The following is a 13,225-nucleotide window of genomic DNA, read 5'->3' as shown; positions in this document are numbered from 1 at the left end:
TTTAAAAATGACTGAACTTTTAGTTTTATTAGATAAATTTAATTTTAGAATTAGTTGTTGTGAAAGTATTACTGGTGGACTTTTTGCTCAAGAGATTACTAGTATTGCTGGTGCTTCTAAATATTTTAGTGGTGGTTTTATAACGTATACTAATGAATCAAAAATCAATATTGTTAAAATTAAAAAAACAACCATTGAAAAATATGGTGTAATAAGTAAACAATGTGCTATAGAAATGGCTTTAAATACACAAAAAATTTTAAAAACAAATATTGCTATTAGTTTTACTGGAAATGCAGGACCTAATGCTCTAGAAAATAAACGGTTGGTTTAGTATATGTAGGTATTGTTATCAATGATAATGTTTGATGTGAAGTGTTAAATATTTCAGGTAATAGAAACGAAATTAGATCAACTATAGTAGCAAAAGCAGTAGTTATTTTAAAAAAAATTTTATTAAGTTTTTAAAATTTAAAAAGGAATTATCTTACAGAGTTATTAATATTTTGTAGGGTGATTTTATGGAAATAAACATTAAAGAAAAAGAGCAATTATTAGAAAAGGCCATTAAGCAAATTGAAAAAGAATTTGGCAAAGGTGCTATTATGTTACTAAGTGATAGTAGTATTGGCGATATTGAAGTTATTAGTTCAGGAAGTATATTATTAGATGATATTTTAGGTGTTAAAGGTTTTCCAAAAGGTCGTATTATTGAAGTTTATGGATCAGAATCTGCAGGTAAAACTACATTAGCATTAATGGCTTTAGCAGAAGTTCAAAAACAAAATGGTAGAATAGCATTTATAGATGCTGAACATGCATTAGATCGTCAATATAGTCAAAAATTAGGTGTTGATATTAGTCGTTTATTAATTACACAACCAGATTCAGGAGAACAAGCATTAGAAATACTAGATATTCTTGTTAAATCAGAAGCTTTAGATATGATTGTTGTTGATTCAGTAGCTGCATTAGTTCCACAAATTGAACTTGATGGTGATATGAATGATCAAACAATTGGTGCTCAAGCGCGATTAATGTCTAAAGCATTACGAAAAATTAGTGGAAGTATCGCAAAAACTAATTGTATTGTTTTATTTATTAATCAAATTCGAGAAAAAGTTGGTATTATATATGGTAATCCTGAAATAACACCCGGAGGAAAAGCATTACATTTTTATAGTACAATTAGACTAGAAGTACGTAAAGGTGAACAATTAATCAAAAGTAATCAAATAATTGGTCATAAAATAAAAATAAAAGTTGTAAAAAATAAAGTAGCACCACCATTTAAAACAGCAAGTCTTGATTTTTGTTTTGAAGAAGGATTTTCAAAAATTAGTGAAATCATTACAATTGCTGTTGAGAAAGAAGTTATTAATAAATCTGGTGGCTGATACACTTATGAAGATGTAAAATTAGGAGAAGGAAAAATAAAAGCAAAAGAAAGTTTAGAAGCAAATACTTTTCTTTTAGAACAAATTAAGGAACGAATCAAGTTTTAAAAATTAATATTTAAAACATGCTAAAATTAATGTAGGATTATTATCCTACTTATTTGTGTGTAGATATTAAAGAAGAAAAATATAAAATTTTAATTTTATTTAAGTTTTTGAGTGTAAGGATTCTTTTTCTTGTAGGTGTTTTACAGCAAGGAGAGAAATATAAATGGAAAAAAATATGTTAGCTATATTATCAAATATAAGTAGTCAACAGTTTGGAATGTGAGTAGGTATATCAATTTTTCTAGCAATGATAGTAGGGATAATTGCTGGATTTCTAATTAGAAAAATGTATTTAAAAATTAAAGAACAACAAAGTTTTACTAATATTTTAAAGAGAGAAAAAGAATCTCAAAAATTAATTCAATCCTCAAGAGCCGATGCAAAAATTGAAATAAGTAAAATGAAAAAAGATTTGTATTTAGAGATTGAATATCGTAAAGAACAAAATTTAGAATATGAGAAACTTTTAAATAAAAGAGAACGCAAATTAAGTGAACGTGAAGAAATAATTGAAACACAAACACAAAATCTTTATCATCAACGTGAAATTGTAAAAAATGTTAAATTAGAATATCATCAAAAAATTGATCAAATTATTATGGAATTAGAAAAAATTTCTGGTATGAGTCGAAATGAAGCAAAAGATGAATTGTTTAGTAAATTAAAAGAAAAATTATCATTAGAATTTAATAAAATTATTAAAAATCATGAATATAATATTAAACTTCAATCTAAAGAGTTAGCCAATAATATTGTTAGTGAAGCAATAGAACGTTATGCAAGTAATTTTATTGTTGATAAGTCAATATCATATGTTAAGTTACCTAATGAAGAAATGAAAGGCAGAATTATTGGTAAAGAGGGTAGAAATATTAAATCTTTTGAGTTAACAGCAGGTGTAGATATTATCATTGATGATACGCCAGAAACAATTCAAATTTCTTCATTTAATCCGATCAGAAGAGAAATTGCAACTAGAGCTTTAGAAGATTTAGTTAAAAATGGAAGAATTCATCCAATTAGAATTGAAGAAATCTTGAGATTTCATGAGCAGGAATTAAATGAAGGTTTTAAAGTTGATGGTAAAAAAATTATTGATGAGTTAAAATTAACTGGTTTTGAACCAGAGTTAGTATCTTATATTGGAAGATTAAAATATCGTACAAGTTATGGTCAAAATGTTTTATTGCATTCCTTTGAAGTTGCCAAACTTGCAGGAGCAATGGCAGCTGAATTGGGTTTAGATGTTAATATTGCAAAATGTGCTGGTTTATTACATGATATTGGTAAAGCCGCTGATTATGAATTAGAAGGTTCACATGTTTATAATGGTGTGATTTTAGCAAAAAAATATGGTGAAAGTGATATTATTATTAATGCTATTCATTCTCATCATGGTGATGTTGCAAAAGATAATGTTTATTCTTCTTTAGTTTCAGCTGCTGATACATTATCAGCAGCTAGAGCTGGTTCAAGAAATAATTCATTAGAAGAATTTATAACTAGAATTAAAGAAATTGAAGATTTGTGTAAATCTGTTAAAGGCGTAGAAAAAGCATATGCTGTTCAGGCAGGAAGACAAATTAGAGTTATTGTTGATCCTAAAGTTATTAATGATTTTGATGCTCATATATTAGCAAGAAACTTAAAACAAAAATTCTTTAATTTTGTAGAAAAGTAATGATACATGATAAAGTGTTATTTTTAGATAATTTTTACACTAAATAATGTTACTTTTAACAAATTTTTAATTAAAAATAATATTTTAAGTGTAAATTGATGAATAATTTTTGGTCATCCATACTTTTCTACATAATTAAAACAAAAATTAGAACAAATGATTACAATACCAGGCGATATTCATATTACTGTTATTCGTGAAGTAAGAGCAACAGAATTAATTAATTAAAAAAATTAATTAATTGTTTTTTAGAGAACCCTTAGGTTCTCTTTTAACTTTATAAAATATATAATTTGTTAATTCAAATATTTATTTTTTATGTTTAATTTATTTTTTCATTATTATTTTAATGTTAAAATAATATAGTCTTAAAAATAGAGGAGAATATAAATATGAGTTTTGCTGACATTATGTCAAAAAAAGTACAAAAAACATTAGAAAAAAATTTAAGTAAAAAAACTTTAACCATGGAAAATATGGAAGCAACAATTAAAGAATTCAGATTAATTTTGTTAGAGGCTGACGTTAATTTTAGAGTGGTTAAAACTTTAACTAATGAAATTATTAATAAAGCAAAAGGTGAATTTATTAAAGAAGGCTTAGATCAAAAAGAAATGTTAATTAAAATTATTCATGATGAATTAACAAAGATTATGGGTACTAAGAATGTTGAATTAGATTTATCTACTAATCCTACTGTTATTATGATAGTTGGTTTACAAGGTTCTGGTAAAACAACAACAATATCTAAACTAGCAAAGTTGTTAACAGATAAATATCAAAAAAAATGTTTACTAGTTGCAGGAGATATTTATCGTCCAGCTGCTGTTGAACAATTAAAAGTTTTAGGAAAACAATTGAATATTGAAGTTTTTTCCCAAAAAAATGAAACTCCTACTAATATTGTTAAAAATGCTCAAATATATGCTAATAAAAATAAGTTTGATGTAATATTAATTGATACAGCTGGAAGATTACACATTGATGAAAAATTAATGCAAGAACTAGCAGAAATAAGAAAAATTACTTCACCAAAAGAAGTTTTACTTGTTTGTGATGGTATGGCAGGACAAGATATAATTAATGTTGCTATTGAGTTTAATAATACTATTCCTATTACTGGAAGCATAATCACTAAATTAGATGGTACTGCTAAGGGTGGTTCAGCTCTTTCAATTTCTTATTTAACAAAGATTCCTGTTAAGTTCTTAGGAATGGGTGAAAAGGTAACTGATTTAGAGGTTTTTTATCCAGAAAGAATGGCAGAACGTATTTTAGGAATGGGTGATCTTACTACATTAATGGAGAAGGCCGAAAGTATAGTTTCAACTCGTGATGTTGAAGAAACTATGAATAGAATGATGTTAGGTCAATTTGATTTGAATGACCTTGTTAATCAAATGAAGCAAATTCAAAAAATGGGTAAATTGGGCTCACTTGTAAAAATGATTCCTGGTATGTCTGCTAAAATTAGTGATGCTAAAATTAGTGATGCTGAAACTGATTTAAAAATAGCAGAATATATTATTGCTTCAACAACTGCTCAAGAACGTGAAAAGCCACAAATTTTACGTTATCCAACTAGAAAAGCAAGAGTATTAAAAGGCTCAGGTCGTTCAGAAAAAGAATTAAATAAAGTGCTAAACCAATTTGAAAAAACTAAAAAAGTTATGGATCAAATTGCTGCTCAGATTAAAAAAGGAGAAATGCCAAATATTCCAGGATTAGATAAGTTAATAAAAAGTTAGAAAAATAAAAAAAATTTGTTATTTTTTGTTAATTTGTTAAAATTTATTTAACTCAAGAAATGTATAAAACTTTGATTTCTTGAGTTTTTATAGATATTATTTTATTAAAATTTTTTTAAATTTTCTTCTTTGTTTTTAAAAATTTAATTTATTTTTTAAAGTAAAACTAGATTTTAAAAAGAAAATAGTGTTTAAATAGTGGGTTATTTTAAATTAAAAATATAGCAAAAATTTATTTTTTCTTTTTCAGTTGCTTAATAATATTTAGGGAACAAGATAACTTTGAATTGTGTTTAGTAAACAAATTAAATTCAGTTAGGAGACAATGATTATGAAAGATACGTATACATCTGTTCGATTAGCTCAAAAGCCACAAAATTCTTTTGCTTGCTATCGATGTGGTAGAGTAATTTTGATAGCTGATTACTTAGAAGGAATAAATATTCAAGTTAATTGCAGTCGTTGTGGCTTTAAGAAGCGTGTTAATAGTATAAAGATAGAGAAAATAAACAGTAAACCAAATTCAGCGCTAAATTCTAATGAAATTTCAAAAGAAAAGATAAATGAAATTTTTAATTCCTAAAACTATTAAATTTGTAAAATTACAAATTTGGAGAAGTGTTGGTTTAATTGATTTATTAATTATTTTAATGGTAGTTGGATTTGCTTCAATTATTATTTTATTGTTGCAAATTGATATTATTTTTAAAATATTAGCTGTTATTTTAGTTAGTTGTGCTACTATTCCGCTTACTTTTTATTGACAGCCAAGAAAAAAAGGATGAGAAATTATTTTATTATGATTTAAATTTCATAGTAAAAATCGTTATTATAAATCTGAAAAAAATTCACAAATATTAGTACCATTTAAAAAAATTATTAGTAAGAATGTGATGCAATTAAATGTGAAAAATACAAATTATACTAGAGCTTTATTATTGGAGGGTTTTAATATTACATTATTATCTAATGAAGAAGCCTCAAATAAAATTAAAGATTTAGCTGCAGCTTTTAAAATTATTAATATTTCTATGTCTTTAATAAAGATTAATATGCCTTTAGATATAACTGCACAAACTAATTTTTATAAAGAACAACTCGAAAAAATTGATTTAGAAAATATTAGTGAAAAAGCAAAATTAGCAAGAAAATTTCAAATGATATCAGCAATTAATGCTAATAATGAAATTCAAAATCAAAATGAAATGACGCAACCATTTTTTTACTTATTTTTTTATTCATCAAATCAAGAAAAATTAAAAGAAGAAGTAAATGCTTTTAAAAATTATATTAGTCGTAGTGGTGTTAAAGCTAGTGATATTAATTGTTTTGAAATGATGGTTGTTTATAGTAAATTAATAAATTCTAATGAAAATGCTTCCTTAGAAGAAATGTTTACTACAAAAAAAGAAGAAACTGTTAAAAGTAAAGATTTAACTAATGATTTGGCAATTAAAGAATTATTAGTTCATAAGAATAATTTAGAATTTGCTAATTGTTTTCAAACTGTTTATAACATATATGATTATCCATTTGAAGTTTCAGCAGTCTGATTAGCAAATTTAGTAAATATTCCTAATACTAGTTTAATCTTTACTTTTAATAGTATCAGTGAAGAAAGTGCTAAAAAACAATTGAATAAAGCTATGCAAAATTTAGCAACTTTAAATTTTATGACAAAATCATTATCAGAACGAAGAGATTATGATTATCATTATCAATCATTAAATGAATTATTAGATCAAATTGCTGGTGGTGGTGAAAAAATATTTAATACTAATATGTATTTGTTAATTAATGGTGCTGATCGTAAGCAACTTAAACAAAATATTAGTACTGCCGAATACGAAATAAAAAACAATAATATGAAGTTTGATAAATTATATTATCGTCAATTAGAAGCTTTTTTATCAGTAATGCCAGATAGTGCTGATTGATTTAAAGAAACAGGTCACGAAATGCCATGTTTAACAATAGGTGCTAGTTTTCCTTTTTTAAATCAAGAATTAAATGATAAACAAGGACTATTTCTTGGATTTAATGAAAGTGGTAATAAAGTATTTTTTGATCAAAGAACTAAAAGTAGTACTCGTAAAAATCATAATCAACTAATTATTGGTACTAGTGGTTCAGGAAAATCTTATACTTCTAAAAAAGAAGTAAATTATCAAATTATGCTTGGTCATAAAGTAATTGTTATTGATCCTGAACGTGAATATCGCGATTTATGTAATTATCATGATGGAAGTTGAATTGATGTTGGTGACGGTTCTTCTGGCAATATTAATCCATTTCAAATTACATTGGCACTGAGTGATGATAATACTAATGATAATAATACTCGTGATATTTTAGCACCACATATGCAATTCTTAGAACAATTTTTAAACGTTGCTACTGGTGGATTAACGAGAAATGAATCAAGTTTATTAATGATTTATGTAAATTTAATGTATGAAAAATTTGGTATTACTTCTCGAACAAAAATTCATCTATTAAAACCAAATCAATTTCCAATTTTTCAAGATTTATATGATATTATTGAATCTGATATGGTTAAAGAAGAAGAGATTAGAAGTAAAAATGAATTAAAAAATTTACTAATTATATTATCAAGATTTGCAACTGGTGGTACTGATGCTAATTTATGAAATGCTCATACTAATATTAATAGCAGTAGTTTATTACAAGTTTATGATTTATATACTTTAACGCAATCAGGGAATAAACGTTTAGTTAACGCTCAAATGTTTTTAATTTTGAAATATATTGAAAATGAAGTACGAAAAAATAAAAATGATAATGAAATTAATAATAAACAACAATGAATTTCAATTACTATTGATGAAGCACATTTACTTATTGATAAAGAATTTCCAGTAGCATTATTATTTATGTATCAAATTGTTAAGAGAATTCGTAAGTATACAGGTATGATAAATATTATTACACAAAATATTAACGATTTTCTTGGTTCTGAAGAAATTAAAAAATATACTACTGCTATTATTAACTCAAGTCAATATTTAAAAGTATTAAACTTACAACCTCATGATTTAGCAGCATTAAATGAATTGTATTCTTCATATGGTGGCATTTCTGCTAATGAAACTGATTTTATTGCTCGTGCTAAAGTTGGTGAATGTCTTTTTGCTATTTCTAGTTTATATCGTATGTGTTTAAATATTAATGTTAGTGATGCTGAAACACAAGCAATTAAAAATATAAAAAATAAAGAAATTGAAAATTAGTATATTTTTTATACATTATCGATTTCATTAATAATTGTTAATTTATTTTAAATTAAATAAAGATACTTTCATATTAATAAAACTTATAAGTTTTATTAATATGATTTTATTTAAATAACAAATTTTATAAAACAATAAAAAATAAGTTGATAAAATTGAAAATTTTTATTTACTTTATTTTAAAACCAACTATAATTAAAGTGTATCAACATTATTTATAACATATGAATTTGACTGTAAGTCCTAATTTATCTCTTTAAGGAGTAAAATAGGGCTTATTATATTATTAGATAAATTCATGCTTTATAAACAATTTTGATTAGTAAATAATTTTATTTTTTTATTATTTAAGGAGGAAAAACTTATGATTTTTAATTATCTATCAGATGGACCTGATATAAATAAAATCATTGATGTAGCAAAACCTTATGTTTCGGCAGTTGCAGGATTGTTAATTGCTGCTTTAATTGCATTTAGTGTTTTTAAAATAATTATATTGGCAAAAGATTTAGCGGCTGCTGGTGATGATCCACAACGTAGAAGTGAGATTAAAAAAGCGTTTATGTATACATTAATTGCACCAATTATTGGTATTACTGCATCAGCAATAATGATTGCTCTTGTGCAAGCCTTTGGTGGTAATCCAAATATTCTTCCTACTAACTAAAGAAAGTTATATATTAACTTGATATTAAGTTATGAAGAGAAAAGAGATGAAAATATGGATTGACTAACAGATATTATACTAGGAGCTTTATTATTTATACCTTGACTTATTTTCATTCAAGGACCATTATATTTAATTGACATTTTATTGAGATCACCTAATCATGGTCATGGCGGCATATTTGATTATTTAACAACTGATGCGATAACTAATTTAGTTTTTGGAGATTTTACTAAAGACCCACTTAATAGTAAAAATTTACCAGTATTTTTTTCAGCATTAGCAATTGTTTCAATTGGCGTAATACTTATTATGTTTATTATGCAATTAATTATTATTCAATTTACTGAAACACATACAATTAGAGAAAAATTAGGTAAAGCTATAAAAAATACATTTTTAGCTTTTTTAGTAATTGTTTTCATTCCATTTTTTATGAGTACTATAAATTATTTAATAACAGGATTATTGGCAGTTTTACAAATTACAGCTTTAGGAAAAAATGCTAGTTTAGCTGATTTATTATGAGGTATTGGTGCTCCGGATGCTAATGCTGCTCAGCATGATCCTGGTGTTTATTCAATGCCATCTATTTCTCAATTAAAACATTGAAACTTTATTCTTGAAATTATTGCGGTGTGATTTACTTTATATGTATTATTTGTTGCATCAATGACATTGGTTGAAAGAATTATTGATTTATTACTTTTATTTTCAATATCACCAATTGTTGCTTCTATGATGCCTGTTGATCAAGGAAAAAGATTGGGTGTTTGAAAAGAAATGGTAATAGGTAAATTTATTATTGGTCCAGGAACGATGTTACCTATTTATATCTTCCTTCAAATATTACCAAAGGCAATATTAGATATTACTAATAATACTAATTTTAGTTGACTTGAAAAACAAGTTTTATATACGTTATTTTGTACAGCCGGTGCTATTAGTTGTTTAAGAACTCAAAAAATTATTAATCACTTAGTAACACAAAACTTAGGTGTACAAAGTGCTATTGATTCTAATGGAGCAGCTATTGCTGGAAATATTATGGGTAAAGCTCGGACTTTTGCTAGCCTTGCAGCAGGTGGTGCTGGTGCATTAAAACTTGGGAAACAAATTGCATTTGGTGGTGCTAAAGATGGAAGAAATCCTGATGGTAGCGAAAAGAAAGCAAATGGACTATTAAAAAATGGTATCACGGGTTATTTAGGTAAAGGTACTAAAGGAGTTGCTAAAGGAATTGGTAAATTTCAAAATTCTAATGATCAAGGTACTAAATGACAAGATACAAAAAATAATTTAAAAAGTCCTTTTGTTGGATTAAAAAATATGGCTAATGCTGCTTTTAAAGAACCTGTTGTAAATTTAAATAATATTAGAAAGAATGCAAGAAGAGGAGATTCTGATGAATAAAAAAGTAAAATATTAAAATCTTGGAGAAATAATCATGAAATTTAAAAAAACAAAAAATGAATTTAAAAAGAAAAAAAGTTATCGTTGAAGACGTAATGTAACTATTGGTATTTTATTATTAATAATATCAGGTATTGCTGGTGTTATTTCCCAATATGGGTAAAATATAAATTATTATAAAATATATAAAAAATAAAGGAACATAAAAATGAAATTTATTCGTCAAAAAAAATGAGTACTACCAGCAGTAATTATAATTGTTATACCCTTTTTAGTATTAATAAATACTTTATTAGTTTATGCTTTAGTCTTTGTTCGTAACATGTTTTCTCATAGTGGAGATAATCAACAACCATTTACACTTAAATTTTTAATACAGGATGTTATTAATTATTGATTAATATTTTTAATTCTATTTCTTATTGAATTTTCAGTTTTATTATCTTACTTTATGATTCATAAATATAAAATTTATCGTGAAACTCATAATAAAAGTCGCTTTTTACGTGATTCAAAAAATAAAGTGTATGGATCTGCTGCTTGATTAACACCCACTGAAATTGCTAATACCTTTCCTTTATCAAAAACTGTTGAAAATGATTACGGTATTGTTGTTCAAACAACAAAGACTAAAATTGGTGGTGTCCAATTTAATATTAAGTCTGATGCTCATAATATTGTAATTGGGGGAACAGGAAGTGGTAAAACTCAAAAATTAGTTATTCCAACTATATATTTAAATGCCCAATCGAAAATTAAACCATCAATGGTTATTACTGACCCAAAAGGAGAATTGTTTCAAAATCATTCTAAAATATTAAAAGATAATGGTTATGATGTTTATGTTATTAATTTACGTGATACATCAGTATCTAATTCATGAAATCCTTTTGTTAAAGTATATGATTTTTATGTAGAATCAATGCGTTTAAAAAAAGAAAATAATCCTTTAAATGAATCAATTACTTATGAATCAATGGCATTATCATGAATTAATGATATTGTTGAAGCTTTATTTCCTGAATCAGATCCAAAACAAAAATTTTGAAATCAATCAGCGATGCAAGTTGTTAAATCAATTATGTTATTTATGCTAGAACAACTTGAAGATCAACCTGATGTTCCTTTAAAATACTTTAGTATGTCAAATGCTGCTATTGTTGCTACTAATCGTCAACGATATGTTGAAATTCTAAAAAAAATGCCAACTCATAGTTTAGCTCGTCAAATTGGTTTAGGTGCATTAGAAGGTGCTGAAGAAACTGCGGGATCAATTAGTCAAATGGTTGCTAATGGATTACGTTTATTTACTGATCCAGTGACACGAAATATTAGTTGTAGTAATGATATAAATTTAGATGAAATTGTAAAAAAACCAAGTGCTGTTTTCTTAGTTGTTCCTGATGAAAGTAATGAACGTAATGCTTTTGTATCAATGTTTATTGCACAGTTATATAAAAATACAATTCGTTATGCAAGTACTTTGCCTGATATTAAATTACCACGTCCTTTATACTTTTTATTTGATGAGTTTGGTAATATACCAACGATTGCTAGTATGGCACAAATGATTACTGTTGCACGAAGTCGTAATATTTTTTTCATGATGATTATGCAAGATTTACAACAATTAACACAAAAATATGGTAAAGAAACAGCAGAAACTATTTTTAATAACTGTATTTTGCATACTTTTTTGCAAACTATGGATTTACAAACTGCTAATAAATATTCAGATATGTTCGGTGAAAAAACAATTATTAATTATAGCCATTCTGGTAATAAAGATAAAAAAGCTGATAATATTAATTCATCATTACAAGGTAAAAAATTAATTACAGGTAGTGAGTTAATGAAATTAAATTTTGATACTGCTGTTATTTTTTTAGCAAAACATAATCCAGCAAAAACACGTTTAATTCCGTTTTATGAATGAGGAAGTAAACCGGCAGGACAAGCAACTGTTACAAATGCTTCACGTTTAATTGATTTTAATAAAGATTATTATTTAAGTTATATTGGTTTATTCTATTATATTGAGAAAAGAAAAAATCCACAAGCTGCTGCCGAAAGAGAAAAATCAGAAAAATAAAAAACAAACAATAGTTAAGAAATTGTATATAAAAGAATATTTATTTTAATATATAAATGTATATTATTGATAGATATAGAAAATAACGATATACTTATTTCATGAATAGATCAAAAATATAAGTTTTACTTTTTATAAATTATGCTAAAAAAGGTAAGTACATAATAATGTTAAATATTATAAATAAACTTATATGAAAGGATTTTAAATATGAATGTTCCCAATATTATTTCTTTAATAAGATTAATATTAGTCCCAATTATTGTTAGTTTAATGATTATCGGTCCAATAGATAATGATAATTTTTATCATCTTTGAATAACAAGTATTAATGTTAATAGTTATAGTTTACCAATTAGTTGGTTAATAGCAGCAATTTTATTTATTATTGCTGCCATTAGTGATTTTATTGATGGATGATGAGCAAGAAAATTTAATCAGGTAACAACTTTTGGTAAATTTTTTGATTCAATTGCAGATAAACTTTTAACTAATGGTGTTTTAATTGTAATGGCATGTGCTACTATAATTCCGGTTTGAATGGTAGTTATTTTGGTATTACGTGATTTTATTATTGATGTAGTTCGTCAAATTTTGGCTACTAAAGGTACAGTAATGGCTGCTGATAAATATGGTAGAATAAAGGCAGCAGTACAAATGTTAGGAATTACAATTTTATTTTTTATTAATTGACGATTTTTAAATGGTAGTGTTAATGGTCATAGTAATAATGATCAATATGGTTTAATTAATCAATTAGTAATGATACCAATGTACGTTGCTACAGTATTAAGTATTTTTAGTGCTTATAATTATATTAGTTTAAATAGTAAAAAAATGTTTAATATCTAAAAATAAAAGGAGTATT

The 13,225-nt window shown here is 25.3% G+C and carries 11 protein-coding genes and 1 pseudogene; 11 read left to right on the top strand and 1 reads right to left on the bottom strand.

The genetic code is table 4. The features are described from left to right. Positions 1-7 precede the first annotated feature (7 nt). The 3 genes from AAHH39_RS08450 (at position 8) to rny (ending at position 3,186) form a co-directional block, all read left to right on the top strand. Entirely contained in the window at positions 8-334 is a 327-nt protein-coding gene (locus AAHH39_RS08450; protein ID WP_342217746.1) for a nicotinamide-nucleotide amidohydrolase family protein, read from the top strand. Between the two features lie 187 nt (positions 335-521). Then, a complete protein-coding gene (recA, locus tag AAHH39_RS08445; RefSeq protein WP_342217745.1) occupies positions 522-1,505 on the top strand; it encodes a recombinase RecA in 984 nt (327 codons plus the stop codon). 163 nt (positions 1,506-1,668) lie between these two features. After that, positions 1,669-3,186, top strand: a complete 1,518-nt coding sequence (gene rny / locus AAHH39_RS08440) for a ribonuclease Y (protein WP_342217744.1) — start codon at positions 1,669-1,671, stop codon at positions 3,184-3,186. 23 nt (positions 3,187-3,209) lie between these two features. On the opposite strand, the pseudogene AAHH39_RS13420 reads toward rny, so the two are convergent. Then, positions 3,210-3,338 (bottom strand): annotated as a pseudogene (locus tag AAHH39_RS13420) (IS30 family transposase); the annotation flags it as partial. 240 nt (positions 3,339-3,578) lie between these two features. On the opposite strand from AAHH39_RS13420, the gene ffh reads away from it, so the two are divergent. The 8 genes from ffh (at position 3,579) to pgsA (ending at position 13,209) form a co-directional block, all read left to right on the top strand. Further along, positions 3,579-4,934, top strand: a complete 1,356-nt coding sequence (gene ffh / locus AAHH39_RS08435; protein WP_286641110.1) for a signal recognition particle protein — start codon at positions 3,579-3,581, stop codon at positions 4,932-4,934. A 331-nt stretch (positions 4,935-5,265) separates the two neighbouring features. Continuing rightward, positions 5,266-5,517: a hypothetical protein gene (locus tag AAHH39_RS08430; protein WP_174480064.1), complete on the top strand. Its 252-nt coding sequence runs from the start codon at positions 5,266-5,268 to the stop codon at positions 5,515-5,517. Next, the gene (locus tag AAHH39_RS08425) at positions 5,498-8,185 is read left to right on the top strand and encodes an Mbov_0397 family ICE element conjugal transfer ATPase (protein WP_342217743.1); all 2,688 of its coding nucleotides are present in this window, start codon (positions 5,498-5,500) and stop codon (positions 8,183-8,185) included. The genes AAHH39_RS08430 and AAHH39_RS08425 overlap by 20 nt, the downstream gene beginning before the upstream one ends. 364 nt (positions 8,186-8,549) lie before the next feature. Continuing rightward, on the top strand, positions 8,550-8,852 hold the full coding sequence (locus AAHH39_RS08420) for a hypothetical protein (protein ID WP_342217742.1): 303 nt from the start codon (positions 8,550-8,552) through the stop codon (positions 8,850-8,852). A 54-nt stretch (positions 8,853-8,906) separates the two neighbouring features. Then, positions 8,907-10,265 (top strand): Mbov_0396 family ICE element transmembrane protein, encoded by a 1,359-nt coding sequence (locus tag AAHH39_RS08415; RefSeq protein ID WP_342217741.1) that lies wholly within the window; start codon positions 8,907-8,909, stop codon positions 10,263-10,265. Between the two features lie 34 nt (positions 10,266-10,299). Continuing rightward, positions 10,300-10,428, top strand: coding sequence for a hypothetical protein (locus AAHH39_RS08410; RefSeq protein WP_255495888.1), 129 nt, complete (start codon positions 10,300-10,302; stop codon positions 10,426-10,428). A 45-nt stretch (positions 10,429-10,473) separates the two neighbouring features. Continuing rightward, positions 10,474-12,357, top strand: coding sequence for a VirD4-like conjugal transfer protein, CD1115 family (locus tag AAHH39_RS08405; RefSeq protein WP_342217740.1), 1,884 nt, complete (start codon positions 10,474-10,476; stop codon positions 12,355-12,357). A gap of 210 nt (positions 12,358-12,567) precedes the next feature. Further along, positions 12,568-13,209, top strand: coding sequence for a CDP-diacylglycerol--glycerol-3-phosphate 3-phosphatidyltransferase (pgsA, locus tag AAHH39_RS08400; protein ID WP_342217739.1), 642 nt, complete (start codon positions 12,568-12,570; stop codon positions 13,207-13,209). Positions 13,210-13,225: the final 16 nt, after the last annotated feature.

It is taken from the genome of Spiroplasma endosymbiont of Amphimallon solstitiale, from assembly GCF_964030965.1.
Classification (GTDB): Bacteria; Bacillota_I; Bacilli_A; order Mycoplasmatales; family VBWQ01; genus Spiroplasma_E.
The sequence above is the reverse complement of the archived record's forward strand: the minus strand, read 5'-3'. Positions and strand labels throughout refer to the sequence as shown.